Origin of the sequence: Natranaeroarchaeum sulfidigenes (assembly GCF_017094485.1) — an archaeon.
Classification (GTDB): domain Archaea; phylum Halobacteriota; class Halobacteria; order Halobacteriales; family Natronoarchaeaceae; genus Natranaeroarchaeum; species Natranaeroarchaeum sulfidigenes.
This window is the reverse complement of the sequence record NZ_CP064786.1, coordinates 2,664,690-2,691,274: the sequence shown is the minus strand read 5'-3', so window position 1 is coordinate 2,691,274 and position 26,585 is coordinate 2,664,690. Positions and strand designations below refer to the sequence as shown.

Genomic DNA, 26,585 nt, shown 5'->3' with positions numbered 1-26,585 from the left:
ATCCTCTCGAATATAAACTACCAGCGTATGTGGGTGTTCGGGCGGTGCTTTCTCAGATGCTGGGAAGCGTCTGGATCCCTCATTGTTGGCTGTATCGTAGCCCCACCGTGAACAGCCACTATGACTGATCAATGGACCGTCGTAGTAGGGATCAAGCAGGTACCCGACGAGGACGACGTCACGATCGATCCCGACACGGGGACGCTCAATCGATCGGGCGCCGATTCGATCCTGAACCGGCCGGACAGAAACGCGCTGGAAGCAGCGTTAGAAATCAAAGACCAGGTGGATGCGAACGTCATTGCCGTGACGATGGGCCCACCACAGGCCACACCCGTCCTTGAAGAAGCGATTGCGATGGGCTGTGACGACGCCGTGCTCGTGACCGATCGGGCGTTCGCTGGTAGCGATACCTGGCCAACAAGCCTTGTACTCGCATCGGCTGCGGACTATCTCGACGCGGATGTCGTACTCTGTGGTGAGGAGACGACCGACTCCTCGACGGGTCAGGTTCCGCCGGGGATCGCTGCACACAACGGCTGGGCACAGCTCACCTACGCCGAAGAGCTCGAACCGAAGCCCGACGAGGATCAGATCGTCGCCAAACGCGACGTGGAAGGCGGCCACGAGTACGTCGCTGCCGACCTGCCAGTCGTCATCGCCTTCGCCTACGGCGAGAACGAACCCCGACCGGCCGGACTTCACCGAAAGATCTACGCCGAGACCGAGTTCGAGCCAGAGCAGGTCACTGCCGAGGAGCTGCCGATAGACACTGACAGGGTCGGACTTGCCGCTTCGCCCACACAGGTCGGCGGGATGGAGACGGTCGATCCAGTCGAGCGCGAGCAAGAGCGCCTCGAATCACCTGCAGAGCTGCTCGAAACGCTCGCCGAGGAGGGGGTGGTCTGAATGCCAGACATCGACATCGACGACCATTCCGACGTCTGGGTGTTCATCGAGGAACACGCCGGAGAGGTCGCGCCGGTCTCCTGGGAGCTACTCTCGGAAGCCAAAGGGCTGGCAGAAGAACTGGACGAAGATCTCGTGGCACTCGCGATCGGGGAAGATCTGGACGACGTGGCCGAGGAAGCGGTTGAGCGTGGCGCGGACAAAGTGCTTGTCGCTGACGATCCGGTCTTCGAGCCATATCGTGCGGACCCCTACGGCGAGCAGTTCCGCTATCTCGTCGAGGAGCGGGAACCCGATGTCGTCCTGATCGGCGGGACCCACACGGGACGGGACTTCGCGGGCCGCGTCGCAGTCCCAGCGTACGCGGGGCTCACCGCCGACTGCACGGAGCTTGGGATCGACGAGGACGGCCACCTCGAAGCCCGCCGCCCGGCCTTCGGCGGCAACGTGCTGGCGACGATCAAGTGTGAACGTCACCGGCCGCAGATGGCGACGATTCGCCCCGGCGTCTTCGCGACGGCCGATCCCGACCCCGACCACGAGGGCGAGATCGAGGAGGTCGAGGTCATCGTCGAGGAGGCGGACACGATCTCCGAAGTCGTCGAGCGGAACGTCGGCGACACCGCGGATATCACGGATGCCGACCGCGTGGTCGCTGCCGGTCGCGGCGTCGAGGGCAACGTCGAGCCGGTCGCGGAACTCGCGGAGGCGCTTGACGCTGAACTCGCCGCCAGCCGAGCGGCGGTCGATGAGGGCTGGATCGACGGTGCGCGACAGGTCGGCCAGACCGGCAAAAACGTCCGGCCGGATCTCTATGTCGCAGTCGGTATCAGCGGTGCAATCCAGCACATCGAAGGGATGAACGATAGCGACATCGTGGTCGCGATCAACAACGATCCCAACGCGCCGATCTTCGAACACGCCGACTACGGCATCGTCGGCGACCTCTTCGAGATCTGTCCCGAGCTGGTCGAACAGCTAGAGGACGTTGACGACCCAGCGGAGGTACTAGCATGAGCGAGGAAAGCGAGCGAGCGAAACCACCAGCCGACCCGAACTACGACGGCGAGTTCGACGCTATCGTCGTCGGCGCAGGCCCCGCCGGGAGCGCATCGGCGCTGACGATGGCCGACGCCGGGCTCGACGTTATCATGATCGAGCGCGGTGCCTATCCCGGCGCGAAGAACGTCTTCGGTGGCGTACTGTACACGCCGACCATCCGGGAGCTGACCGACATCGACGACGCGCCACTGGAACGGTACGTCGGGGAGAAACGCTTTGGCATGCTCTCGCCCGAGGACGAGACCGCCGTCTCGGTCAAGCCCAACCAGTGGCACCAGGAGCCCCACAACGACTCCTACACGGTCCTGCGCGGGGACTTCGACGAGTGGTTCGCCGAGCAGGCAGTCGAAGCGGGTGCAACCCTGATCACCGAGACGACGGTGACCGACCTCATCCGCGAGGACGACGGACGGATCGTCGGCGTCGACACCGATCGCCCGGAGGGCGAACTCCGCGCCCCGGTCGTCGTACTCGCTGAAGGTGGCAACTCCCTCGTCGCAGAGGGGGCCGACCTCAAGGATCCATCGCCACGCGAAGATGTCGCCGTGGCGGTCAAGGAGGTCATCGAGTTCCCCGGCGATGGCAACGAGATCGAGGACCGGTTCCGACTGACCGAGGACTCGGGCGCATCGTATCACTACTTCGGCGAGGGTGCCGTCGGCGACGCCTTCGGCGGCGCGTTCATCTACACCAACGACGACACGGTGAGCATCGGGCTTGCCTACCGCATCGAGGACGCGGTGACAAGCCAGCCAAAGCCCGAGCAGACGCTCAACGAATTCAAGTCCCATCCGGCGGTCGCACCACTGGTACGCGGCGGTCGCACTGTGGAGTACTCCGCGAAGACGATCCCGGAGGGTGGTGCCGACGCCATGCCGGACCTCGTCCACGACGGCGCGGTACTGGTCGGGGATACTGCTGGACTCGTCCTGAACAACGGCGTCCACCTCGAAGGGACGAACATGGCGGTCGAGAGCGGCTACCACGCAGGGAACGCGATCATCACGGCGATGGCCAACGATCGAACCGACGCGAACGCACTGCTGGAGTATCCACGGAACCTGGAAGACTCCTTTGTCGTTCAGAATCTCGAACGCTACGAGTGGCTGATGGAGACTGCAGTCGAAGACAAAGACCTCCTCTTCCGTGATCTGCCGCGGGCGATCGCCGACGCCAGCGAGGAGTACTTCAGCATCGACCGTGACCCGAAGGCAGAGCACGCAGACGACGCGAAAGACCGGATCCTCCAGACCATCGGCGGCTGGAGCGGCGCGGCAAAACTGGCCTGGCGCTACCGCAAGGTGATGACCTCATGAGCACGAAACAGAACTCCGTCGACAACGCATCGCTCGAAGACCGGCTGTACACCGTCAAGTACGAGGACCCCGGCGAGTCCCACCTTGATGTCAAGGTGCCCGGTATCTGTGAAGAACGCTGTCGAACCGACGATTGCGTCGACGTCTGCCCGGCCGACGTCTGGCGGGAAGGCGAGGACGGCGTCCCGCACATCGCCTACGAGAACTGTCTGGAGTGCAGTAGCTGTCGGTTCGCCTGCCCGCACAACAACGTCGTCTGGACGTACCCCGAGAACGGCTCCGGCGTGACCTACAGCTACGGCTGATCTGGCCCCTCGCTGTTTCGCATTTCCATCGCCGTCCGTCGTGTTTTCTCACGAACTGAGAACGACCACTGGGTCATTCAAAAGGCGATCGTGTAGTACTGAGTATGACTGCAGCCCATAGCGCGGACACCAACCTTGGGGATGTTGATACGCTCCGTGCGCGCCTCCGCGTCGAGCCCCCCTCGAGCGCGGGATGTGAGCTACTTTCGGCGGCTACCACCACCAGCAGTATTCGTCAGTCGCTGTCCTGTCCTGACGGCGACTGTCCCGATCAGTCCTGTGAATGTCACGCGGAAGTAGCCTCGCGAGACGGTCCGGATGGTCCGCAGTTTCTCACCAAGGAAGTCACGAGTCGGTGTGTCTGTCGGACGTTTCGTAACCACTCCTGTGTCTCCGAGATCGAGTGTGTGCAGAACGGAGAGCTCGTATTTTCGGTCACGATTCACGGCCGCGATGAACTCCGCGCCATCATCACTGATCTGCGGGACACCGGCGCGACCGTTCGTCTCCAGCGCCTTGTCGATCTCAGTACGGACGACTGCGACGGCTCGCAACTCACCAATGCGCCGGTCACCGACAAGCAACGCGAGGCCATCCGCACTGCCTACGAACTCGGCTACTACGAGACGCCGCGACAGGCAGACCTCGGTGCTGTCGCCAACGAACTCGATATCTCGAAGTCCGCGGCCTCACAGCGACTCAACGCTGTCGCATCGAAGCTGGTAGTCGGATTACTCCAGACCGAGGATATTGCCGGTCCCCGTAGGTCAGTGTCCGCGGGTGTTTCTGCCGACGACTGATCCACCGTTCTACTCCTCGGCGGCCGTCTCGGATAGCCGGTCCGGTAGCAGGTCGGCACAGACGACTTCGACGTCTTCGCCAATTGTCACGGTCACAGCCGGTGCTCGCCGTTTGTACCGTGCGGGCGGATCGCCATCAGGACGTTTCTCCGTCGTTTCGACCAACAGTCCTGCCTCGGTGAGCTTGTCGACTTTCCGGTATGCGGTCGACTGTGAGACGTCACATTCTTCGGCCAGTTGCTGGATCGTCATCGGGTCGGCGGCGGTCTGAAACAGTCTGACAGCTTCCGCATCGTCCAGCAGCTCGACGACCAGTTCGGAATCGAAACACTCCCCGAGCTCGCGTTCGTCGATTCCACCGTCAGGGTAGTGTTGGTACGTCCGGCTCATACCCAATCATAGTACCTATTTCCCCAACTACGTGGCCCTGCAATATACACCGGTTTATACGCGGAGCAGGTGCAGTGGCGCGGGCTTCAGGCGGCGGAGGATGTCAAATGAAACTACCCCCGGTCGAGCCACCGGTCCATGGCACGAGTCGGTGCTGGAGATACTCCAGTCCGTACGTGATCGCGACGCCGACGAGGCCGATCACAACGATCGTCCCGTAGAGCTCCTCGAGCGCGTACGTGTTCCATGCAACCCACATCAGATAGCCGAGCCCTTCGCCACCGGCGATCAGTTCGACCGAGATCACGATCAGAAACGACGTGCTCACCCCGAGGCGAACGCCGGTGAAAAGCAGCGGCAACGACCCCGGTAGCAACACTTCCCGAAAGAGCTGGTACGTGGATGTTGCACCGTTATCTCGCGCCGCATCGAGATACACCTGCTCGATTCTTGTTGCACCGTTTTTCGCGTTCGAGACGACGAGAAAGAACCCGCCGAACGCAGCGGTAAAAACGAGTGCGGTCTCGCTCGATCCGAACGCGAGGACCAGAAGCGGAAGCAACGCGATCACTGGCAGTGGGTACAGCGCCGAAATCGGCGGCTGCAACAGCGCACGTACCGTCGTGTTCCACCCCATCGCCAGCCCGATCACCGTCCCACTCATCACCGCAACTCCCCCGGCAACGACGGTACGTGTCATGCTCGTCGAGAAGTGTCGCAGAAACTCCCCGTCGCCCAGCAACGCCACGGTACTCGCCAGAATCGTTGTCGGTGCGGGAAGCACGGCCGCATGCACGAGTTCGAGATGCAGAACCAGTTGCCAGAGACCAACCAGTACCCCGACGGAAAGCGCCTGGTACAGCGTGTCTCGGTTCATCAGGTGTCTCGCGGTACGGATGGTTCGAAAGGACTGCACGACGGCGCGTGATCGATCCGAGCTTACTCGGTGATCTCGAACGCGAAGTGCAGTGCTGGCAGTGGTCGCACTGGATGGTTGTCCCAGTACGAGAGATGGGGTTTCGTCGTGAAGTTCGGCTCGTCGGTCTCGGTCTCGAACAGGCTCGGGTACACGTCGATGAAGTGGTAGCCGGGTTCACCGGTCGCCCGGAGCTTCGTCCGAAGGATACCGTCTTCCTCGTCCAGACTGCAGATGTAGCCAAGTGGCTTGTTGTCGTAGACGAAATGGTAGGCGTTCTCGTAGAGCGGCCAACCGATACCGGTCACCTCGAACTCGATCTCGGTTCCGACCGGACCGCTGGTCGGGGACATATCGACGATCTTGGGCTGCATCATAAAGCCCGTCACGGCGACCGACTCGCCGTCGATCTCCGCCATAATCGGACGGGTCGCCCCCATTTCGTTGGGGATCGTGAACTCGTGGTCGAACCCGCCGTTCTCGTCAGTCGTAACCGTCGGTAGTATCTCGGGCTTGGCGTTCGGCGTGATATCGATATCGAGCGGGCGGTGGCCGCCGTGTGAGTACCAGACCAGATCGATCTCGGTGTTGGCTGGGAACGCCTTCCCTGAGAGTGTCGCCGTGTCACCGGCCTGTCCGGACGTCGGGCTGATCTCGAGTTGTGCGTCCGTCTCCCGATCGGGGTCGGGCAGATGGACGCCCAGAGCCTCCTCGTCGTACATCGGATCCACCCAGTAGGGGTCCGGCGTGGCGCTCTGTTCCGTAACCTCGACCGTCCACGTAGACTGGCGTTCACCCGCGACCGGGCCAAACGGCGACTGTGTGTTGTTCTGCAGGAACGGAACGCCCCGATAGTTCCGCCAGACCTGCAGGACGTGCTCGCCCGGCGGACCGACAGCACGGACTTCCGCCGTGGCGGTACCGCGATTGACGACACCGGTGATAAACCCGACCATCCCGTTGTCCCAGGCGATCTGGTAGTTGCTCCGCTCGACGCCCGGCCCGAGTCCGTAGCCGACGACGGTAAACGTCTCGCCGAGTTCGGCGGTCGTCCGATCGATCTCGAACCACGCGGTCACGGAGAACTCGGCTTCAGCGAGCGTGTTGCCATCGCTCGTCCGGAGCTCGATCGTGTGGTCCCCGCCGTAGTCTTCCGGGATCTCCCAGCGCTGGCTGAACTCGCCGCTGGCGTTCGTCCGTACCGTCGCGATCTGTTCGGTCCGTGGCTGATACTGTGGGCCGTGAATCTCGTTGCCCTCGATCACGCCCCACCGACCTCTGACGGAGTGCCAGATCAGCTCGAAGCCCTGGTTTTCGGGCAACGATGAGCCCTCGATCGTGATCTCGTCACCGACGTAGCCCGCCTCCGGCGTCACCGTCAGGTTGGTTGACTGGTCCTGACGCCCACGCCGATGTTCCTCGAACGTGTCCCGCAGCGTCGACGTAATTCCATCTCCCTTCTCTGTCATTGTTCTAGTTTACTGTTTACCGGCAGTTCCCTATAACTCTGCCTTCACAAATAAGGATTTTTTAACGACGCTGCGACGGTCGACGAACGATAGTTCGTGTCCCTGCTCTACCGTATTCTTGTACGTATCCGTATGTGCGACCGGTTTTGCGTGATCCAGGTTCGGACCTGAGACCGCGGACTCCCAACGGCTCTTGGGCCGTGACAAAGATAACAATAAAATAATACGTATGTAGAACTGGCCGATGATTGTAGATGATTACTGTCGGTTTTTCGTATGACTTGATTTTGTAATACAGTATCCGATTTTCGAGAATCCCGGTATGAACGGCTCTCAACGGTGATATCGGGGGTCCGATAGGTCTGCTCACGAACGACCAAATTACAAATTGTTTGTAATCAGAAACTCATAATGGAGAAGTGGTATTCTCAATCTGCGGAAATGATGCGGTTTTATTAGTAATGGAGGGTATACAGTAGAACTACAATGGTACCTACCCCGACCGACGATGCTGATGACCGAATGAGTGCGTCCCGCCGTCGCGTGATGGCAGCAGGTGGCGCAGCCTTCGCCTCCGTTGCTGTCGCCGGCTGTACTGGCGACGACAACGGCGACGAGAACGGTGACGAAAACGGCGCGGCAAACGATGACGAGAACGGTGACGAGGAAAACGAGGTCCTCAACTACGTGGTCACGGACGACCTGATCGCCGGCTCCGCCGGTGCGCCGGACACGGGCTTTGCCCAGTCGTGTTCGCCGACGCGCCAGTTCATGCCCGGCATGCAGGCGGTGTTCAAGATCGGAATCTACGACCCCGAAACCGGCGATCCCGTCGACAACGAGACCGTCGACGAGGCAGTCGTCGAAATTGGAGACGACACCGTCGAGCTCGAGCACGGCGAGGAAGGCGAGGACGACGAGTTCGAGTGGAGCGGCAACTGGATGATCCCCGACGACCAGGATCCCGGCACGGTCGAGTACGTCGTCGAGGTAACGAACGAGGGGCAGTATCAAAACGTCGGCATCTACCAGGGTGAGCTGGAAGTAATCGAAGGTGATGACCCACGAAACTACGTCGTTACCGATGATGTTTGGGCCGGTTCCGAAGAGATTCCGGACGACGCAAACGGTTTTGCACAGGCGTGTGCGCCACAAAACCAGTTCCGCCCGGGCATGCAGGCTGTATTCAAGGTCGGCGTCTACGACGGGACGACCGGAGAGATGGTTGGTCCGGATACCCTTGACGAGGTTACCGTCGACGTTGACGGGTTCGATACCGTGGAGCTCGGCACGGAAGACGAGGACGACTGGGATGACGACGAGTGGGACGCCGGCTGGATTATTCCAGATGATGCAGAAGAAGGAACGGTCGAGTACACTGTCGAGGTAACGAATGAGGGTGTGTTCTACAATGTCGGGGTCTCCGCGTCCGAGATCGAGATAATATAATCCCAGACAACCGTTTCGTCAGCTTCACGCGACGCTATCCACTGTCTCCACCCTTATAATACCGTGTATATTACACCCGAGCCCTGTAGTGAATACGACACAACGGCTAGGTATGAGCAAAAGAGGTACTGACAAAGCGGTTGATTGTGATTCCGAAGCGGCCGGAGACTGTACGAACTGTCCTAACGCCGATACCAACGCTCGTCGACGACGGGTACTCACTGCGCTGGCTGCGGGTAGCACGGCGGCAGTCGCTGGCTGTGCCGGGCTGTTCGATACCGGCGAGGACGACAGCCAGGAGAACTTCGTCTCCGAAGACGCTGATGAAAACGGTGAGGAAAACGGCGAGGAGGCGCTCGCATACGAACTGGAGTTCCTCCGAAACGAAGAGACGCTCGATATTGCCGAAGACGAGATTATCCTTGATGCCGGACTGGATGCCGATCTCGATCTTCCGTACCAGTGTGAGGTAGGAACCTGTGGACAGTGTGTTGCGCAGGTTAATGGAGATGCCAACGACGTGGTCGAGATGGACGGCAACGAGTATCTCGACGACTCGGAGATCGAAGACGGAGCCTTCCTCACCTGTGTCGCCGAGCCGCGCGCTGACTTTAGCATGGACGAACGCCCGGACGAGGGCGACAGTCCACTCGATGATGTCGAGGAGGCACAGACGTTTGCGGTAGAATATCTCGGTCACGACACTGGTGGGACGACGCTTAATGTCCCAGAAGACGAGGAACTGTTGTACCCGGCACTGGACGAGGGATGGGATCTGCCATACCAGTGCGAGGTCGGCGTCTGTGGGCAGTGTGTCGCAGAAGTCGATGGTGATGCCAACGACGTGGTCGAGATGGACGGCAACGACTACCTGTCCGAGGAAGAGGTCGAGGACGGACAGCTACTGACCTGCGTCGCCCAGCCTCGCGACGACTTTACGCTCGATACCGAACCCTGATCCGCTACTCGCGTTCGGGTTCGATCTCCGTTCTGATGTTCTCGAAGTAGCTGTTGAGATCCGACGTGACCGCCTTCCGCACGACGAGTTTCGGGAGCGAGGCGACCCCGCCGGAGTAGGATAGCTCGGCCGTATACGCCAGCTCCGTTCGATCGCCTTCGACCTCGCTCATCTCCATCGCGGCGAGCACGTCGAACCGACTTCCGGTCGTCGAATCGAACGCCTCCCCGTCGGCGACGATCCAGTCCGGCTCGTTCATCTCGACCATCTCCAGTTCGCCGTCGATCGAGATCGTCATCTTGCTGATTCCGCGGGTGACCTCACAGGTGTACCGGCGTTCCGTCTCCCTGGTGACCGATTCCGCGCCGGGAATACACTGGGCGAGATTCTGCGCTTCGGAAATAAACCCCCAGAGCTCCTCTTTTCCGGCGTCGATCGTGACGGAGTCCTCGAACTCCAGTTGTGTGTCGTCTCGCTCGGCCTCGTCGCCGGACCCCTCACCCTCCGCAGTGTCAGTCGATTCCTGGCTGTTCATACGTCCCCTATGCCGGTGGTATAATTAGGTGTTGTCTGGGTTCTCAGTCCGTGAGATTCGTCTACTGGCCCTCCCAGGGCGTCAGGTAATCACCTGCGGCCTCGATGCCGTAGACGAAGACGATCCCGATGACGTTGATCAACATCAGTGCGACGTACAGTCGTGGGATCGTAAACAGTTGCCAGGAGTTCCAGATGACGTATCCGAGCCCGGCGTCGGCGGCGACCATCTCGATCACGACGATCAAAATAAAGCCGATTCCAAAGCCCAGGCTCAGCCCGGACACGGTCTGTGACAGCGCGCCGGGGAGCAACACTTCCCGATACAGATCGATGGTGCCGGCCCCGTTGTCGATCGCAGCGTCGATATAGACGTCATCGATCGCTCTGACACCCCCCATGGTACTGACTGACACCAGCAGGAAGACGGCGAGGCTCATCGTCACCACCCTCGCCGTCTCGGTGACGCCAAACAGGGCAAACGAGATCGGCAACAGCGTGATCTTCGGCACCGGGTACAGGAGACCGACGTAGGGGTTCAACACGAGTCGGACCTGTCTGGACCAGCCCATGAGCAACCCGGCGACGACGCCGGTCGATGCACCGATGGCAAACGCAAGGACGATCCGGCGAAGGCTGACGCCGAAGTGGTAGAGCATCTCACCATGCACGATCTCGGTGTATGCGGCGTCGAGCACGACGGTCGGCGGCGGGAAGAACTGTGGAGTGATCAGCGCCAGCCGGGCCAGTAGCTCCCAGAGGAGCAGGCCACTGACGATCGGCGCGACGTTTAACAGGAGCCGACGGACGTACATGGTCACGACCGCCCGTGCATCGATCGCTCGACCTCGCCGCTCAACGACGACCAGATCCGCTCTTCGAGCCGGTCGAGTCGTTCGAGCGGGATCTCCGTCCGGCCACGTGGTCGTTCCAGGTCGACATCGATTACTTCCTTGATTCGACCGGGGCGAGCCGACATCACGCCGATTCTGTCACCGAGTCGGATCGCCTCCTCGATGTCGTGGGTGACGTAGACGACCGTCTTTGTCGACTCGTTCCAGAGTTCCAGCAGTTCCTCGACGAGAAACCCCTTGGTCTGGGCGTCGAGCGCGCCGAACGGTTCGTCCATCAGGAACACCTCGGGATCGTTCGCGAACGCGCGGGCGATGCCGACCCGCTGTTTCATCCCGCCGGAGAGCTGATGTGGGTACGATTCCTCGAAGCCGTCGAGATCGACTTTTCCGATGTACCGTCTGGCGGTCTCGTATCGCTCCTCCCGGGGAACGCCCTGCATTTTGAGCCCGAACGCGACGTTGTCGATGACGGACTTCCACGGAAAGATCCCGTACTCCTGAAACACCATGTTCGTCGTCGGTCGGTCCGCATCGCCGGTCCGGATCTCGATGGTGCCCTCATCACTGTCGAGAAGCCCTCCCAGTAGTCGGAGGAGCGTCGACTTCCCACAGCCCGACGGGCCGACGATACAGAAAAACTCCCTGTCTTCCACCCGCAGCTGCACGTCGCTGAGAGCGCGGACCGCTCCGGACCGGCTCCGGTACGTCTTGCTGACGTCGCTGACGCTGATCCGGGGCTCGGTTCGGTCGGCTGTCGGTTCGGGCATCATTATCGGTCGTCCTCGGTGCCGTGTCGGTTACCTACTCGCAGATCGCGTCGGTCGGGAACTCCGACGGCGGCGTCATGTCCCCGAGCGGTGGGTACGGAGCGGGTGCCGACTCGCTCCACTCCTCGATGTTCGCTACCGACGGCGTTGCTTCCGCCTCGTCGAGTCGGCCGACTTCCGCCAGCGCCTCGTCGAGAATCGACTCGTTGACGATCGCCTCGGCCTCGACGGTCTCGTCGACGTACCCCCGGCAGGCGTGGTACTCCTGCTGTCGCATGATACTGTCGACGTTGACGAACCCGTTTTTGTGTGGGAGCGATGGGATCGACGAGCGGATCGCCCCGACCGGGACGTCGATCGCGTCGCTGATGATTCCGGCCAGCTCCTCGTCTGGAAAGCCGCCCATCTCGTAGTACTCCCTGACGCCGAGCAGATACGCCTCCAGCCATCGACGCGCGACCGCCGGACGCTCCTCGATGAACGGCTGGCCGTAAAAGTATCCCGCGATCTGCATTCGTGGCGCGACTTCCGATCCGTACAGTAGCTGTCCGGCGTTGGCCTCCGAGGCGACCTGCAGGCCGAGCGGGTCCGGAATCGAACAGAGATCGATCTCGCCCCCCGCCATCGCGCCGATCATGTCCGGGAACGGCATCTCCGTGATCTCGATGTCGGCCCAGCCCATCCCTTCGCTGGCGAGCAGTCGGCCGACCACGTAATCCATCGATCCCCCTTCGCCGTTGATCGCTACTGTCGGCGTCCCCTCGACATCGGACAGCGCCATCCCATCGGAGTACAGTTCCTCCCTGACCCAGATCCGGTTTCCGGAGGGCTGGTTCTCCCACCACTGGGTCTGGTCCGCGACGATCTGGACAGGGACGTCCTGTGCGATCGAGTTGAAGATACTTGCGCCGATCGAACCGCTCGCCACATCCAGCTCCCCGGACGCGAGCTGTGGTACCGCCTGCGGTGCGCCGGTGACCCGTTCGATCTCCAGATCGATCCCCCTGTCCTCGAAGTAGCCACGTTCCTCTGCGAGATGTATCTCCGCAACTGCAGCGATCGGGAGCGTCCCGAACGTTACTACGTCGCCATCGTCCCGAAGCATCGACAAACAACCGGCAGTCGCGGCGAGTGCGGCTCCGCTCCCTGCAGCGAGGAAGCGACGACGCGATGCAGTGACGCCGGAACGGTGGTCCGGGCCCGAACGTCTCTCACGGCCTCGGGGATCCAGCCCGTTGGTCGAGTTATTTTGCATTGCTGGTAACAGATTTCTTGTAACGGCAAATAAAGATGCAGTCGAGTTCTCGCCGGGTGAGAAGCATCCCCTCGAACTACTCGGGAGCGGGCGTTTCGATCGGCTGGATCACCGGATTCTTCGGGAACGTCAGCCCGAGTTTATCCAGCTCGGTTTCCCGTTTCAGGACCGCCGCGATATGACCCTGGACCAGCTGCGCATCGACTGGTCGAAGCCCATCGACGAGTTCGTGGGCGCTGGTTTCCGACGGATCATCGTCGCTCAGCAGTGCCAACACGCCGGTGATCGTCTCGACGAGCATCGTGTAGCTGTTCCGGTCCAGAAACGTCTCGACGTCCTCGGAATAGGTGCCAGCGCCGACCACGCCGATGAGCGTCCCGTGAATATTGAACTGGGGTCCGATCCCCTCCGGATGTTCGGAGACGAAAATCTGCATCGAGACCGGTTTGTACACCGTCGATCGGCCGGTCGCCGCCCCGGATTCGTAGAGGCTCCCCTCCGTGACCATCTCTTTGGTGAGGTTGTACAGCGTGCTCTGTGGGATCGACACGGTACTGGCGAGTTCTTTCACGTCGAGGCCGTTTTGCAGCCAGCACTCGTGCCAGATCCGGCACTTGCGAGGATCAGCGAGCAGCTGTCCGGCGGCGACAACGGTATCGACCGTCGTGCGAAGCCCATCAGTCGGCGTCGACCCATCAGCGGCGGAAGGGGAACGCTCGGTCATCGTATCACGGATTACTCGAAACAGGCAATAAGTGTGCTGTTCGCTCCCAGTTCGTGAAACGGTCCCGGGGCCAGACCAGACCCGGGTGTCGTCGTGCTGTATCCCGGTGTCACTTAAAGAACTTCAGTATCAAGCGGCATTCAAATCGGGGAACTGTCCGTATGTACTATTGTAATAGGACGCCGGCCGGGTGGATCTTCATCCGGTTGCGAGCATCGATCATCACGACCGATCATCTATGGAGACAGAAACGCCATGATACCCGACGACTCTCACGACGATATCGAGGACCGCGCTGCAAACCTTCTCGACGACGTCGAGTACGACACGGAGCTTGCAAAGCAAATGAGCCGCGACGCGCGGCGTGTGAGCAACGGCGAACTCGCGGAAGGCGAGTTCCACGAGCGCTACCGGGAGGCGGTCGAAGACGAGTTCGACCTCGACGTCCCCGAGTACTCGGAAATCAACGTCAAAGAGCAAGCGCTCGGCGGGAAATCGAAGTCCCGACGCTCCGTGCTGGCGGCTCTCGGGATGGCCGCCGGTGTTGCGACTGCCGGCGGGGCGGGATTCCGAGACGCGAGCACGCGCTTCGGTGTCGGCTCCGGCGACGATACGGTCGTTGCGGAGGAAACGAGCGACGACGAGGGGCGGAAGGTCGGGATGGTCCTCGATACGGAAGCATGTATCAAATGTCTCCAGTGTGTCGAGGCCTGCAAGGAGGAAAACGCCACTCACGAGGGCGACTTCTGGATGGACGTCTTCCGCTACCAGCGTGAGGACCGCGAGTACACGAGCGACGACGAGGAAGATCAGGTCGAAGCGATGCAGCGGCCCTGTATGCACTGTGAGGACGCACCGTGTGTCAGCGTCTGTCCCAACAACTCGCGGTTTTACAGCGAGGACGGGCGGGTGCTCTGTGACTACGACATCTGTCTCGGCTGCAAGTACTGTGAGGTCGCGTGTCCGTACCACGTCAACGAGTTCGTCTTCTCGGAGCAGCCCGACGGCGTCGAGTTCGTCGGCGAGCCCCGCGACGACGAGGATCGCTGGGTCTCCGGTCCGCCACCGGAGGGCTCCTGTAGCAAGTGTACCTTCTGTTCGCATCGCGAGCAGGGCGAGGGCCACCAGGAGTCGACGGCGTGTGAGGATGCCTGTCCGGTCGACGCCATCCACTTTGGCGATCTCAACGACGAGGACAGCGATCCGAACCAGTACCTCGATCAGTTCGACGAGGAGGAGACGTTCAAGCTCCGGACCGACGCCTCGAACCCGAAAGTCACCTACATCGGTGACAACCCCGAGGACGTCGAAACCGCACAGGTGCCCGGTCCGGTTACCTACGACGACATGGGACTGAGCGAGCCCACGGCAAAATAACTACGGAGGATACATCAATGATACACGACTCACCGGCGCTGTTCTGGGACTGGATGATCGGAGCGTACCTCTTCCTCGGTGGGATCTCCGGGGGAGCGTACCTGACTGGCGCGGCCGCGGACTACCTCCGCCAGCGATCGGAGAGCGGCGGCGTCCCTGGCTTCGATCGCACCGACACGAAATCGAGGGCGTATGGACTCACCGCGCTGGGCGGAATGGTCGTTAGCTTCGCCGCGATCTCGCTTGGCGGCCTGCTGTTGTTGTTCCACCTGGGCGAACCGCTCAACGCGATCGAGCTGTGGCTGTTCACCAACATCGAATCGTGGATGGCCATCGGCGTCTGGGTGATTATCCTGTTTGTCGTCGCGGCACTGGCACAGCTCGCCTGGCTCGGCTTCGGTCGTGACGGCGGGTTTGGCCTCGATCTCGGCCCGATCGACGAGATCGTCGACCGGACCCGTCCGGCCACGGATACCCGGCTTGCACTCCACATCGTCGGCGGAGCCCTCGCAGTGACGTTGATCGTGTACACCGCACTGCTGCTCAGCGCGGTCGCTCCGGTTGTCCCGCTCTGGCATCCGATCTTGCTCCCGCTGCTCTTTCTCACCAGCGGCATCTCGATGGGTATCAGCGCAACGGCGCTCGTACCGACGCTGCTGCTCGGTGTCGATGACACCGGCGTTCACGAGTTCAGTCTCGCTGACGACGCCGTGATCCTCGGGGAGATTGGTGTACTCGCTGCCCTGCTGTGGTATCTCGCCGGTGCAGGTGGCACCGCTACCGCGAGCTACGAGCTGTTGACCCAGACGTTCATGCTGGAGTTCTGGGGCTTCGTCGTGGTGGTCGGACTGCTGCTCCCGCTTCTGATTTCGGGGACGCTCATCCTCCTGCACCGCCGTGGCACCCACGTCGACGGGCTGGTCGGGCGCGCGGCATACGGCTCCAAGTTTGGCTTCGTCCTGATCGGCGGGCTATTCCTCCGTCTGTCGATCCTCTATGCGGCGCTGAACGTCCCGATCTTCTGAGTGGCTCCGTTTCTGGCCGACGACTTCTCTGTCTCCATTCGCGCACGAACCGAACAGCCCCATCACCCGACAGTATCCGCAAAGGCGGCAAGTGCCAGCTTCGACTCGACCGCGCTCAAACGCTGTGACATCGCCGAATCGGAGATGCCAGCCTCTGTCGCGAGCTCTCCGATGGTCGTCTCTCTGGGCGTTCGGTAGTACCCTCTGGCGACTGCCTTGGCTGCGGTAGCCCGCTCCGTCTCGGTCAGCTCCGATAGATCAAGTGACGTCTGTCGGGGCTGGTCAGCCTCGGTGGCGTCCGTGCGAACGAGTCGTCGCAATGCGAGGCGACCGGTAACCGCTTTCAGCTCGTCGACCAGCGCCGCGAGCTGCGTTCGATCCGCGAGATGTGTCCTGACGACGACGTGCTCCTCCTGGACCTCGATGATCTCCGGGATCGAATCGAACTCGAGAAAGACGGGACAGTGACAGTCCTCACCCATCGTGGCCGTACTGTGAACGATCTCCGTCTCGCCGTCGTCGGTTTCGAGGGTCGTGTCGACGTGACAATCGTCACCGAGGGACTGTTGTGTGACACGTGTCACCTCCTCCTCTCCGAATGCCTCCAGGGGGCATTCTACGTCTGCGACCGAGCTCAACTCGAACTCGACGTAGAGAGTGTGACTCGTCTGCCCGTCCTCGGTCGTCATACCGGGGAGAAAGGCGTACGTGCTCAAAAGTGTTACCAACATATAACGGGATCTGCACGTTACGCCGATGCATTGTAACCTGTTTTATTTACGATCCACCGACCGACTCGGCCACTCGACCGGTCCGCGTTCGCTATTAAACCCTCAATAATTTAGCGAACCACCAATGGGGAACGCTGTTGTACTACTGAGTATGGCAGAACACCGGACATATTTCCGGAACTGCGGCCAACCGGGGAGACGATGGGGGTGTATCGGCCGATGACTGGGGGTGGGTATCGGTACGAACTTACTTGCAAGGTCGATCCAGAACACGAACGGGCCTACCGGAACACGATGGCCGAGTCGGTACTCCGGTGGTTTGCGATCGAGCGCCTCGGTGGCTTCCGTCCGCTTGCAGAGCTTGATGGCAACGCGGTCCGGATCCAGTTCGAGTTCCCCGACAGGCAGGCGCTCGACACGTTCGTCTCCTCGGAGGCAAACCAGAAGTCACTCGCGGCCCTGCGATCGGTCTGCGAGCGAGTCGAGAGTCATTGCTGGGAACCGGGTGCTGTCACCCTCGACAGCGGTTCGTCATCGGTCTCGCCACAGGCGGAGATGGCTGTCCCGGAAGAGATTTCCGAGTGAGCCAGCAGTTGACATTCTTCGACGCCCGTCCACACGGCTGACCGTAAATGCCCACAGATCGCACCCTGTACGGCATATCTCTCGACGCCGTACCATCGATACGGACACGACGGCTGGCTGACTGCCCCGTCTACCTGTACCCATGTCTTCCACAACCGATTCACACACTGCGGATGAACTCGCCTCGGCCCTCGAAACCCGACTGACTCGTGCTTGCGGTGATGACCTCCGCGCTGTCGTCCGGTACGACGAGGACAGTATCGAGATACAGCGTATGAACGACGGCGCAAAGGACGGTATCCCGCCGGAAAAGAAACTCCCCGTACTCAAACAGACGACCGGCTATCGTCCGGTCGGCGGACCGTACGGAGAGCATTCGGCGACGATTTACAGCTACGAGGATGTGCTAGTACTCCACGCGCCGGTGACCGGGGACAGTGGTGTCGTCGCAACACTCGATCCCGACAGCACGAGGAATGTTTCGCTCGCGGAACTGCTCCCGGATCGCTAATCTCGTTCTCAGTTTCTGAGAGCGGGCCGTCGGTTTATCCTCCGCTCTCGCCAATATCGACGCATGAGCCCCGAACCCACCTGCCAGTACTGGGACCCGTCGGAGTGTGAGGGGACCGAACACTGCCCGTCTCGCTGTCCCCGGTTTGTTGACACGACCGGGTCGGTATGGACCGTCCGTCCCTACGTGTCCTCGGACCGCGAGGCCCTGCTGGAGATGTATCGCGAGTTCGACTCCGACGACCGTGCGCAGGGGCTCCCGCCACTGACCGAAGAGCGGCGTGTCGAGTGGATCGACACACTCGTCGCCGACGGCGGGAATTTCGTCGCCACCGCCGACGGCGAGATTGCGGGCCACGCGGTCTACATGCCGACACACGATCCCGAGCCCGAACTTGCCGTCTTCGTTCACCAGGAGTATCAGTCCCGGGGGCTCGGGACCGAGCTCTGCAAACACGTCATCGCGGATGCCTCGGCTGCCGGGCGTGATGCGCTTGTCCTCGAAGTCGAGCCGTCGAACCGACACGCCATCGGTATGTACGAACGGCTCGGGTTCGAGCGCGCCGAGGCTGGAGGCTCTCGCTCCCGGATAGATCGCCGTGCACCCTCCTTCCAGATGCGGTTTGAACTCTCCTCGCCGAGCGCCCTGACAACGCGCCATCCACCACTTGTTCGGGGCTGAAAGGGGACTTAACTATCCGAGGAGGCGATCCTGATGCTTCCGTTCGAACCGTCGATGTGGACTCGTGCTTTCTGTCCCTCCAGTTCCATCGGGACGATCCAGAAACTCGTTCCCCGATAGGGCTTGTCGAGAACATCCATCTCCTCGTATCCGGCCTCAGCAACCGCTTCTTTCGCTCGTTCGAGCGCACGATCAGGAGTGTCGATCGCAAGGTTTTCTTCGGCAACCCGTACGGTCGTAACCGGTATTGGTGACTCCCTGATCACACGCTCGGTGACGCTTCCGACGAGCAGGCGGTCGATGCCGGTTCGTCCGTGTGTTCCCATTACCACTGCATCCGACCCCGACTCCTCGGCGGTTGCCAGGATCTCCTCGTGGGGGACACCCCGCCGCAGCTCTCGATCTACGTCGATACCGACCCGATCGCATGCTCGTTCGACCGCATCGAGCGCGGACTCTCCGACGTGTTTTCGCTTGTCGACCGCGTCCCCGTCGAGTTCGTCGAACTCGGTCGCATTGAGCACGTAAACAGTGTGAATGTCCGCGCCGACATCGTCGGCGAGCGCAACGGCGTGTTCGATGGCCCGATGACTCCCCTCACTTCCATCAGTGGGCAATAAAATACGTCTGTACATGCCCGACTCTAGGGGGATCCGATACAAAACAGTGTGGACGGTTTCGGGTGGCTAGCTACCGGAGTCGTCCTCGATCGGGAACCAGACGAGTTCGTGGTCAGCGACGAGACTGACGTCAACGCGCATGCCGAGTTCTAGCTTCTCGCTGTGGTTGTGCATACACTGGAGCGTTTCGCCGCTGTCGAGTTCCACCCGGTACAGTACTGTCGGACCGAGATACCGTCGGTAGGTGATCTCCCCGTCGGCATCGCCATCGCAGTTACAGGAGGCGAGGACGTCGTCGGGTCTGACGAGAACGTCCAGTTCGGTGTGGTCGTACTGGGACTGTAGCCCGTGGACCTGCTCACGGGGAAGGGTGTCAACTGAGGTTTCGATCTCGTCACCCTGGACATAGCCGGGGAGAAAGCTTGCGTGTCCCAGAAACGTCGCGACAAACCGGGAGGTGGGGCGCTGGAACACCTCTTCGGGCGGGCCAACCTGTTCGATCTTCCCGTCATGCATCACGGCGACGCGATCGCTTATCGACAACGCTTCTTCCTGATCGTGGGTGACAGAAACGGCTGTAACACCGGTCTCTTTGACGATCCGGCGGACCTCCTCGCGCATCTCGACGCGTAGATCGACGTCGAGGTTCGAGAACGGTTCGTCGAGCAGAAGGATTTCCGGTTCGGGCGCGAGGGCCCGGGCGAGTGCGACGCGCTGTTGCTGGCCCCCTGATAGCTCCTCGGGGCGACACTCACAGTGCGTGGAGAGGCCGACCAGTTCTAGTAGTTCGTCGACGCGCGCCTCGCGTTCGGCGTCGGGGAGGTCGTCGATCCCGAAGGCGACGTTCTCGGCGGCGGTCATATGTGGGAACAGGGCAAAGTCCTGAAAGACGACGCCGACATCGCGGTGTTCTGGGCGGACGAACGTCCCATCGTCCGCTGCGGCGACGGTTTCGCCCTCGATCCGCACTCGTCCGGTATCGGGACGTTCGAGCCCGGCGATTAGTCGGAGGGTAGTCGATTTGCCACAGCCCGATGGACCCAGCAGCGTGACGAACTCTCCATCCTGCACCGACAGCGAGAGTTCGTCGACCGCGGCTTCGTGCCCGTAGTGTTTGCTCGCTCCGTCGAGTGCGAGGATCCGACTGTCGCTGTGGGTCTCGGATGTGGTAGACTGGTTGGCCGGCCGCTGCCTCGTCCCCGACAGTTCCCCGACGACCTCCTCAGATTGTGTATTAACTGACATTATCTCACCCGGGCGCTGCTCGTATACCAACATCTCAGTGTAGTACGTGGTTTAATAACACGCCTATTCCCAGCTATTGAGAACAGCCTACTGTGTGTCGTCACCCCCGATAATTAAGCCTGTGAGTAACCGTACCACTCGTATGAGCGTCACCGGTCTCTGTGGAATCTGTGAGGTCAGCCCTGCGATCGAGCGGTGCCGCGGCTGTGGCACCCTGGTCTGTCACACCCATTACCGCGAGAAGACGGACCGCTGTATCGAGTGTGGGTCCGACGGGGAGTCCGGCGGGCCGACACGGCAGTTCTAAATTATTCGACGAGAACGGCGTTGACCTGACCGGTCTGGCCGGGACGGGAGGTCACGCGGGCACGACCTTCGCTCGTCTCGATGACTGCGCCTTTCGTGATGATGTTTCGTCGGGCGTAGTTCGGGTCGGCGTCGTTCTCGACGACGTCTTCGATGTCTGCCTGTACCGTTTCCTCGCCCGTGGCGACGCTTGCGGTGTCGATCTTGAGCGCGCGGACCTTGACGGTGCCGCCACGTGCGTCGACGGTTCGCAGTGACGTCTCGCCGACGCTGGTTTCAGTCGGCTCGCGGCCGAGCTGGTGTTTCTTTCGGTCGGTGTTCGGTCGGAGTCGCCCGCCAGTACGCTTCCGCAGAGAGCGTCCGTGGTCTACCATACACAGGTGAAACAGCGGGCAACACTTGAATGGATCGACTTGCAGGTCGAACCGGCAGGTTTACCGAGCGCCTGTGATACCCACAGGATATGAGCCTCCGGATCACCGTCGCCGCGCCGTTCCGCCAGAAGGGAACGGAACGGCTCGCCGAAAACGAGTTCGTCGTCGCACTCTCGCTGGATCGGGACTGGTTCTCGCCGGACCAGGCGACCCGCCTCGTCGACGTTGCAACCGGTCGGGGCCTGCTCGACCGTACCGAGGGTCACGTCGAGATCACGTTCGACCCGACTGCGGTCACCATCCCCGATGGCTTCGTCCCCGACGAGGAGATCATCCAGCAACAGTCGCCCTTCGAGCAGGCGCTCTCGGCGCTCGATGACGAGGGGATCGAGAAACAGGACGCCGTCGCGGGGATCAATCGCCTCCAGTCCAATCTCGGCGTGACCATCGAGACGGCCGCGGTCGTCTACGCGCGTCGGAACGGCATCGCGCTCGACGGCGTGGCCGAGCAGGCACGAGCGGAGCTGGCCGAGGAGTGAGGCGGTATCGGACCCCACCCGAAGAAGTTCTACACATTCTAAACATTGTACGCTGCTTCACGGTATTTCTGCCCCGTTGTCGCGGTCCAGATTGAGGAGCACTGAACTATCTTGGTTGCTACAAATACACACTGCGTCGTCGAGTCCGACGCTGTCCAGAGGAGTGAACAAACGCGGTTTGTTTACGAGCTACGATCGACGGAGTCAATCGAGATTTGAACCCGATGGCGAGACTCGTTACGCTCGTCTCGCGTAATTCAGATCCCGACTCGACCATTCTCGCTCCTTCGTAAAACTCAGTCGCTCCGATGGACTCGTCGGGGCTGAGCAAACGCGGTTTGTTTGCGAGGGTCGACGAGTCCATTGACTGACGAGCGAAGCGAGGAAGGAAATGGACTCGTCGGGATTTGAACCCGAGGCCTCTTCCTTGCGAAGGAAGCGATCTACCGCTGATCTACGAGCCCGCGCACCTGTTTGTACTCGGAGAAGCCTATTTCAGGCTTGCGTTTCGGGGCGGTCGAAGCAGATTCAGCTGTCCGGCGACGAGCCCGAGCAAGAAGCCGAAAAAGTGTGCCGCGAGGGCGACGCCGGGAGCGGCGGTGACGAGCGTCACGAGCACGGCAAGGAGGATGAAGATCGCGAGCGTCGCACGACCGGAGAGGTCGATCCGGTCGAACAGTCGCCCGGAGAGGCGGTTGCCGGTGACGAGATAGCCGATCAGCCCGAAGACGGCCCCGCTGGCACCGAGCAGCGCGGCGTCGACGCCGAAGAGCGATGCGATCCCGATCTGGAAGACGCCGGCGGCGACCCCGGTCGTGAGAAAGAAGACGTGAAAGCGGGCCCGTGTCGTGTGGCGTTCGAGCAGGAAGCCAACGACGGCCAGCGCGATGGCGTTCGCGAGCAGGTGGTCGACACCGCTATGGGCGTAGACGCTGGTGACGAGCGCCCAGGGATCGGCCAGTACTGGTGCCTGAAGCGTAAAGAGCACGAATGCAAGCGGCTGGCTGACGAACGCGATCAGCTGCTGGAGTATGAACACCACCGTGATAACGAGCAGGATCTCCAGCGTTGGGCTACGAGCGTCAGCGGACCCGTCCATACCGCTTCGTAAGGTGGCGAGGCACAAAAGCATACGACTCCCGTGGCTAACGCTGGTGTTCGTAATAAATCGAAGAAAGTGCACGCGAGTGTGCGAGCGGACGTCCCGAGTCAGTCTTCGAGAACGATCTCGATGCTGACGTCGTTGGGGACCTGGATCCGCATGAGCTGACGGAGCGCACGCTCGTCGGCGTCCAGATCGATCAGACGCTTGTGGACGCGCATCTCCCAGTGTTCCCACGTCGCGGTCCCCTCGCCGTCAGGGGACTTGCGGGTGGGGATCTCCAGCGTCTTGGTCGGGAGTGGGATCGGGCCCGACAGCGCAACGCCGGTCTTGTCCGCGATTTCACGGACGTCCGCGGTGATGTCGTCGAGATCCTCGGGGTTCGTTCCCGCGAGGCGGACACGTGCTTGCTGCATTTATTTCCCGTCGACGCTCAGGACCTTCCCAGCTGCGATGGTCTGACCCATGTCTCGGATCGCGAAGGAGCCGAGTTCCGGGATCTCGCTGCTGGGTTCGATCGAGAGCGGTTTCTGCGGTCGGATGGTGACGACCGCGGCGTCGCCGGACTGGATGAAGTCCGGGTTCTCCTCGGCGACCTCGCCCGAGGACGGGTCCATCTTCTTGTCGATGGACTCGATGGTACACGCGACCTGTGCGGTGTGTGCGTGGAAAACCGGGGTGTAGCCCGCGGTGATCACGCTGGGGTGCTGCATGACGACGACCTGTGCCTGGAACGTCTCGGCGACGCTTGGCGGGTCGTCGGCGGGGCCACAGACGTCACCGCGGCGGATGTCGTCCTTGCCGATGCCGCGGACGTTGAATCCGACGTTGTCACCGGGTTCTGCCTTGGGGACCTCTTCGTGGTGCATCTCGATCGTCTTCACTTCGCCGCCCACGTCGCTGGGCTGGAAGGAGACGTTGTCGCCGACGTTCATGACACCGGTCTCGATCCGTCCGACGGGGACGGTACCGATACCGGAGATGGTGTAGACATCCTGGATCGGGAGTCGGAGCGGCGCGTCCGTTGGTGGCTCCGGAGCCGGAAGGTTGTTGAGCGCTTCCAGCAGGATGTTGCCGTCGTACCAGTCGGTGTTCTCGGACTCCTCGGCGATGTTGTCGCCCTCGAACGCGGAGATCGGGATGAACTCCGCGTCGTCGGTGTTGAACTGGACCTGGTTGAGCAGGTCGGTAACCTCGGAGACGACCTCCTTGTAGGAGGATTCCTTGTAGTCGACGAGGTCCATCTTGTTAATGCCGATAATGAGCTCGTCGATGCCCAGCGTCCGGGCGAGGAAGACGTGCTCCTGGGTCTGCGGTGCGACACCGTCGTCTGCCGCGACGACGAGAACCGCGTTGTCGGCCTGGCTCGCGCCCGTGATCATGTTCTTCACGAAGTCACGGTGGCCGGGACAGTCGACGATGGTAAAGTCGTAGGCGTCCGTGCTGAACTCCTGGTGGGCGATGTCGATGGTGACACCACGCTCTCGCTCCTCGGCGAGGTTGTCCATGACGTAGGCGAACTCGAAGCCACCCTTGCCCTTCTCTTCTGCTTCTTCTTTGTGCTGTTCGATGACGTGCTCTGGTACGCTGCCTGTCTCGTACAGGAGGCGTCCCACGAGCGTGCTCTTCCCGTGGTCGACGTGGCCGATAATGGCCAGGTTCTGGTGTTGGTCGCTCATTGTTGTGTCTCACGCGCAGAGGCGCTATATCGGATCCTTTCGCCTGTAGCAGTTAAAACGATTTCGATACAGTGCGTTCTCCATCCCGGTGCCCTCTTGCGGTTTGTGTACCGTTGCCACGACTGATGGTTGTGAAAGCCCGGCGAAATCGGGGTTATAATCAAAAAATCGGCTACAGCGGTGGCAGTCGCCCGACGTCCGCGAGCACTGCTGTCGCCGTCTCGGGTCCACCCGCACCGCGACCGCTCACGTTCAGCTCGCCCGCGTTCTCGGTCTCGAACTGGATGATGTTCCGGGTCCCCGTTACAGCAAGGACACCGTTCTGTGGGACGAGCTTGGGTGCGACCTGAACGCCCTCGGGCGTCGCCTCGCCGATCAGGCGGATCGTCCGGTTGTCCTCGGCCGCGAGGTCGAGCGCGTTCCCGGGGATGTTCTGGATGCCCTCGACCGTGGCATCCGAGAGCGTGTACTCGCGCTCGCCCTGCGACAGGACGTTCGAGATGATGACGAACTTCAGGGCGGCGTCGGTTCCGTCGACGTCGAAGGTCGGGTCCGCCTCGGCGACGCCCAGATCCTGCGCTTCCGCGAGGACATGCTCGTAGTCGAGTCCGTCCGCGGCCATCCGCGAGAGAATGAAGTTCGCCGTGCCATTCAGAACGCCGCGAGCGGCGGTGATCTGGTCGGGTCCGAAGTCGTCGATCGTCGAGAGGATGGGGATTGCGCCGCCGACGGTCGCCTCGAACAACACCTCGCCCGCGCTGTCCTCGGCCAGCGCCATCAGTTCGCCGTAGCGTTCGGCGACCGGCCCTTTGTTCGCCAGCACGACGTGCCGATCGCGGGAGAGCGCCGTCTCGACGTGACCGAACCCGGGCTGGGCGTCGCCCAGCGTTGTAGGGGTCGCCTCGACCAGTACGTCGTAGTCGGCGGCGAGCACGTCTTCGGGCGTCCCATCGCCAACCGTTCCCTCCTGATCTTTCCGTTCGAGAACGCTCTCGGTGTCGATACCGTCCTCGTCGACGGCCCCGCTGCTGGAGTCGGCCAGCGCGATCACGTCGTGACCGTACTGCCCGGCGAGTTCGACGACCGAGCGCCCGACAGCACCGGCACCCAGCACGGCGAGCTTCATGCCGAACCACCCGCGATCTGGGGCTCGATAACGTGAATATCTTTTTCCTCGGCGATCTCTCGCACCGTCGCCAGCACTTCGTCGGCGCGGTCGGCCTCCGTTGCGAGCCGCAGCCGTGCACTGGAGACGCCTTCCGTTCCCTCGGGGGCTGACAGCGAGACGTCGACGACTTCCGCCCGCGAAGTCGTCTGGAACTTCCGCAGGCTATCGGAGAGATCGGTGTCGATCAGGTGCCCGACGAGGATCACGGTCAGCTCTTCACTGTACCGTTCCGCACCGGCCTGGATGACGTTGATGCCCGCATCCCGGAGCGCCTCGACGATGGTCTCGAACCGATCGGGTGGGCACTCTATATCGACCTCAACGGGGATATGCCCGCGTGGCGTGACGTTGCCTCGCTCGTGGAAGATCGAGAGCAGGTTCGCGCCGTGATCGGAGATCGGCTGGAGCGCGTTCAGCAGTTCCCCCGGTTCGTCGACCAGTTCCAGGCGGACAGTGTACGCCTGCACGGTCTGGCCGCCGTCCGTCTCGGTTTCCTCGTCTACGGCGTCGTCACTCATCGTGGACCACCCCGACGACGGGTCGTGCGTACAGATCAGTCATATCCGTTCCTGAGGGGAAGGAGGTATAAGAGTACCATCATTCCGGACTGTGTCGCGTTCGCACGGAGTCGGCGAGTTTTTGCGCGCGGCGGGCCAAGTCCGGGGCATGTCCGTTTACCGTCGCCTGTTCGATGCACTGATCGCAGTTGTCCTGTCTGCAATAACGATCGCAGTTACCGCACCTGTGGTTCCCGGTCTCGCCCAGTCGCTGGGGATGCTCATCGCGGCCACGTTCTACTTCTCGCGGAACCCCTGGGGATCGGGCGACGGCGACCGGATCAACGATCGAATCGACGATCTGTACGACCGGTTTCTCCCCGTTTGAACGTCCGGGATAGTGCAGTCGCTGTCGGACTATTGAAAACAGAAGAGAA

The 26,585-nt window shown here is 61.6% G+C and carries 32 protein-coding genes and 1 tRNA gene; 15 read left to right on the top strand and 18 right to left on the bottom strand.

Features of this window, described 5'->3' with window-relative positions:
* Positions 1-120 precede the first annotated feature (120 nt).
* The 5 genes from AArcS_RS14055 (at position 121) to AArcS_RS14035 (ending at position 4,392) form a co-directional block, all read left to right on the top strand.
* Positions 121-909 carry an electron transfer flavoprotein subunit beta/FixA family protein gene (locus AArcS_RS14055; RefSeq protein WP_238478048.1) on the top strand — a complete coding sequence of 263 codons (789 nt, stop codon included), beginning with the start codon at positions 121-123 and terminating at the stop codon, positions 907-909.
* Entirely contained in the window at positions 910-1,926 is a 1,017-nt protein-coding gene (locus AArcS_RS14050; RefSeq protein ID WP_238478047.1) for an electron transfer flavoprotein subunit alpha/FixB family protein, read from the top strand.
* Positions 1,923-3,287 (top strand): FAD-dependent oxidoreductase, encoded by a 1,365-nt coding sequence (locus tag AArcS_RS14045; protein WP_238478046.1) that lies wholly within the window; start codon positions 1,923-1,925, stop codon positions 3,285-3,287. The genes AArcS_RS14050 and AArcS_RS14045 overlap by 4 nt, the downstream gene beginning before the upstream one ends.
* Complete coding sequence (locus AArcS_RS14040; protein ID WP_238478045.1) at positions 3,284-3,592, top strand: ferredoxin family protein; 309 nt, start codon at positions 3,284-3,286, stop codon at positions 3,590-3,592. The genes AArcS_RS14045 and AArcS_RS14040 overlap by 4 nt, the downstream gene beginning before the upstream one ends.
* A 104-nt stretch (positions 3,593-3,696) precedes the next feature.
* A complete protein-coding gene (locus tag AArcS_RS14035; protein WP_238478044.1) occupies positions 3,697-4,392 on the top strand; it encodes a helix-turn-helix domain-containing protein in 696 nt (231 codons plus the stop codon).
* A 9-nt stretch (positions 4,393-4,401) separates the two neighbouring features.
* On the opposite strand, the gene AArcS_RS14030 is transcribed toward AArcS_RS14035, so the two are convergent.
* The 3 genes from AArcS_RS14030 to AArcS_RS14020 all read right to left on the bottom strand — a co-directional run bounded on the left by AArcS_RS14030 (position 4,402) and on the right by AArcS_RS14020 (position 7,167).
* On the bottom strand, positions 4,402-4,782 hold the full coding sequence (locus tag AArcS_RS14030) for a winged helix-turn-helix domain-containing protein (protein WP_238478043.1): 381 nt from the start codon (positions 4,780-4,782) through the stop codon (positions 4,402-4,404).
* A 103-nt stretch (positions 4,783-4,885) separates the two neighbouring features.
* The gene (locus tag AArcS_RS14025; protein WP_238478042.1) at positions 4,886-5,659 is read right to left on the bottom strand and encodes an ABC transporter permease; all 774 of its coding nucleotides are present in this window, start codon (positions 5,657-5,659) and stop codon (positions 4,886-4,888) included.
* A gap of 62 nt (positions 5,660-5,721) precedes the next feature.
* Positions 5,722-7,167: a hypothetical protein gene (locus AArcS_RS14020; protein WP_238478041.1), complete on the bottom strand. Its 1,446-nt coding sequence runs from the start codon at positions 7,165-7,167 to the stop codon at positions 5,722-5,724.
* Between the two features lie 486 nt (positions 7,168-7,653).
* Here AArcS_RS14020 and AArcS_RS14015 point away from each other — a divergent pair, with 486 nt between their 5' ends.
* Positions 7,654-8,616 (top strand): hypothetical protein, encoded by a 963-nt coding sequence (locus AArcS_RS14015; protein WP_238478040.1) that lies wholly within the window; start codon positions 7,654-7,656, stop codon positions 8,614-8,616.
* 112 nt (positions 8,617-8,728) lie between these two features.
* The gene (locus AArcS_RS14010) at positions 8,729-9,574 is read left to right on the top strand and encodes a 2Fe-2S iron-sulfur cluster-binding protein (protein WP_238478039.1); all 846 of its coding nucleotides are present in this window, start codon (positions 8,729-8,731) and stop codon (positions 9,572-9,574) included.
* Between the two features lie 4 nt (positions 9,575-9,578).
* On the opposite strand, the gene AArcS_RS14005 is transcribed toward AArcS_RS14010, so the two are convergent.
* The 5 genes from AArcS_RS14005 to AArcS_RS13985 form a co-directional block, all read right to left on the bottom strand.
* Complete coding sequence (locus AArcS_RS14005) at positions 9,579-10,109, bottom strand: SRPBCC family protein (protein ID WP_238478038.1); 531 nt, start codon at positions 10,107-10,109, stop codon at positions 9,579-9,581.
* 61 nt (positions 10,110-10,170) lie between these two features.
* On the bottom strand, positions 10,171-10,923 hold the full coding sequence (locus tag AArcS_RS14000) for an ABC transporter permease (RefSeq protein ID WP_238478037.1): 753 nt from the start codon (positions 10,921-10,923) through the stop codon (positions 10,171-10,173).
* 2 nt (positions 10,924-10,925) lie between these two features.
* Positions 10,926-11,732, bottom strand: coding sequence for an ABC transporter ATP-binding protein (locus AArcS_RS13995; protein WP_238478036.1), 807 nt, complete (start codon positions 11,730-11,732; stop codon positions 10,926-10,928).
* Between the two features lie 31 nt (positions 11,733-11,763).
* Positions 11,764-12,834: an ABC transporter substrate-binding protein gene (locus tag AArcS_RS13990; RefSeq protein ID WP_238478035.1), complete on the bottom strand. Its 1,071-nt coding sequence runs from the start codon at positions 12,832-12,834 to the stop codon at positions 11,764-11,766.
* Between the two features lie 226 nt (positions 12,835-13,060).
* Positions 13,061-13,708, bottom strand: coding sequence for a hypothetical protein (locus AArcS_RS13985; RefSeq protein ID WP_238478034.1), 648 nt, complete (start codon positions 13,706-13,708; stop codon positions 13,061-13,063).
* A 255-nt stretch (positions 13,709-13,963) separates the two neighbouring features.
* On the opposite strand from AArcS_RS13985, the gene AArcS_RS13980 reads away from it, so the two are divergent.
* Both AArcS_RS13980 and nrfD read left to right on the top strand, forming a co-directional pair.
* The gene (locus AArcS_RS13980; protein ID WP_238478033.1) at positions 13,964-15,085 is read left to right on the top strand and encodes a 4Fe-4S ferredoxin N-terminal domain-containing protein; all 1,122 of its coding nucleotides are present in this window, start codon (positions 13,964-13,966) and stop codon (positions 15,083-15,085) included.
* A 17-nt stretch (positions 15,086-15,102) separates the two neighbouring features.
* A complete protein-coding gene (nrfD, locus tag AArcS_RS13975; RefSeq protein WP_238478032.1) occupies positions 15,103-16,110 on the top strand; it encodes an NrfD/PsrC family molybdoenzyme membrane anchor subunit in 1,008 nt (335 codons plus the stop codon).
* Between the two features lie 62 nt (positions 16,111-16,172).
* On the opposite strand, the gene AArcS_RS13970 is transcribed toward nrfD, so the two are convergent.
* The gene (locus AArcS_RS13970) at positions 16,173-16,799 is read right to left on the bottom strand and encodes a helix-turn-helix domain-containing protein (protein WP_238478031.1); all 627 of its coding nucleotides are present in this window, start codon (positions 16,797-16,799) and stop codon (positions 16,173-16,175) included.
* A 243-nt stretch (positions 16,800-17,042) separates the two neighbouring features.
* Between AArcS_RS13970 and AArcS_RS13965 the strand changes: the two genes are divergently transcribed.
* From AArcS_RS13965 to AArcS_RS13955, 3 genes are all read left to right on the top strand, one after another.
* Positions 17,043-17,426, top strand: a complete 384-nt coding sequence (locus AArcS_RS13965; protein WP_238478030.1) for a hypothetical protein — start codon at positions 17,043-17,045, stop codon at positions 17,424-17,426.
* 142 nt (positions 17,427-17,568) lie between these two features.
* A complete protein-coding gene (locus tag AArcS_RS13960) occupies positions 17,569-17,937 on the top strand; it encodes a DUF7522 family protein (protein WP_238478029.1) in 369 nt (122 codons plus the stop codon).
* Between the two features lie 63 nt (positions 17,938-18,000).
* Positions 18,001-18,618, top strand: coding sequence for a GNAT family N-acetyltransferase (locus AArcS_RS13955; RefSeq protein ID WP_238478028.1), 618 nt, complete (start codon positions 18,001-18,003; stop codon positions 18,616-18,618).
* Between the two features lie 8 nt (positions 18,619-18,626).
* Here the strand turns inward: AArcS_RS13955 and AArcS_RS13950 are convergent, their stop codons facing one another.
* Both AArcS_RS13950 and AArcS_RS13945 read right to left on the bottom strand, forming a co-directional pair.
* Positions 18,627-19,253, bottom strand: coding sequence for a universal stress protein (locus AArcS_RS13950; protein ID WP_238478027.1), 627 nt, complete (start codon positions 19,251-19,253; stop codon positions 18,627-18,629).
* A gap of 51 nt (positions 19,254-19,304) precedes the next feature.
* Positions 19,305-20,483 (bottom strand): ABC transporter ATP-binding protein, encoded by a 1,179-nt coding sequence (locus AArcS_RS13945; RefSeq protein WP_238478026.1) that lies wholly within the window; start codon positions 20,481-20,483, stop codon positions 19,305-19,307.
* Between the two features lie 142 nt (positions 20,484-20,625).
* Between AArcS_RS13945 and AArcS_RS13940 the strand changes: the two genes are divergently transcribed.
* Positions 20,626-20,790 (top strand): hypothetical protein, encoded by a 165-nt coding sequence (locus AArcS_RS13940; protein ID WP_238478025.1) that lies wholly within the window; start codon positions 20,626-20,628, stop codon positions 20,788-20,790.
* 1 nt (position 20,791) lies between these two features.
* Here the strand turns inward: AArcS_RS13940 and AArcS_RS13935 are convergent, their stop codons facing one another.
* Positions 20,792-21,163 carry a 30S ribosomal protein S8e gene (locus AArcS_RS13935; RefSeq protein ID WP_238478024.1) on the bottom strand — a complete coding sequence of 124 codons (372 nt, stop codon included), beginning with the start codon at positions 21,161-21,163 and terminating at the stop codon, positions 20,792-20,794.
* An 89-nt stretch (positions 21,164-21,252) separates the two neighbouring features.
* On the opposite strand from AArcS_RS13935, the gene AArcS_RS13930 reads away from it, so the two are divergent.
* Positions 21,253-21,702: a DUF2240 family protein gene (locus tag AArcS_RS13930; protein ID WP_238478023.1), complete on the top strand. Its 450-nt coding sequence runs from the start codon at positions 21,253-21,255 to the stop codon at positions 21,700-21,702.
* Between the two features lie 392 nt (positions 21,703-22,094).
* Here AArcS_RS13930 and AArcS_RS13925 read toward each other — a convergent pair.
* From AArcS_RS13925 to AArcS_RS13900, 6 genes are all read right to left on the bottom strand, one after another.
* Positions 22,095-22,166: transfer RNA gene (locus AArcS_RS13925), tRNA-Ala, on the bottom strand.
* A gap of 26 nt (positions 22,167-22,192) precedes the next feature.
* On the bottom strand, positions 22,193-22,801 hold the full coding sequence (locus AArcS_RS13920; protein ID WP_238478022.1) for a rhomboid family intramembrane serine protease: 609 nt from the start codon (positions 22,799-22,801) through the stop codon (positions 22,193-22,195).
* A 110-nt stretch (positions 22,802-22,911) separates the two neighbouring features.
* The gene (rpsJ, locus tag AArcS_RS13915; RefSeq protein ID WP_238478021.1) at positions 22,912-23,220 is read right to left on the bottom strand and encodes a 30S ribosomal protein S10; all 309 of its coding nucleotides are present in this window, start codon (positions 23,218-23,220) and stop codon (positions 22,912-22,914) included.
* On the bottom strand, positions 23,221-24,483 hold the full coding sequence (tuf, locus tag AArcS_RS13910) for a translation elongation factor EF-1 subunit alpha (protein ID WP_238478020.1): 1,263 nt from the start codon (positions 24,481-24,483) through the stop codon (positions 23,221-23,223).
* Between the two features lie 172 nt (positions 24,484-24,655).
* Complete coding sequence (locus AArcS_RS13905) at positions 24,656-25,609, bottom strand: homoserine dehydrogenase (RefSeq protein WP_238478019.1); 954 nt, start codon at positions 25,607-25,609, stop codon at positions 24,656-24,658.
* Positions 25,606-26,169 carry an amino acid-binding protein gene (locus AArcS_RS13900; RefSeq protein ID WP_238478018.1) on the bottom strand — a complete coding sequence of 188 codons (564 nt, stop codon included), beginning with the start codon at positions 26,167-26,169 and terminating at the stop codon, positions 25,606-25,608. The genes AArcS_RS13905 and AArcS_RS13900 overlap by 4 nt, the downstream gene beginning before the upstream one ends.
* Before the next feature lie 148 nt (positions 26,170-26,317).
* On the opposite strand from AArcS_RS13900, the gene AArcS_RS13895 reads away from it, so the two are divergent.
* Positions 26,318-26,536, top strand: a complete 219-nt coding sequence (locus AArcS_RS13895; RefSeq protein WP_238478017.1) for a hypothetical protein — start codon at positions 26,318-26,320, stop codon at positions 26,534-26,536.
* Positions 26,537-26,585: the final 49 nt, after the last annotated feature.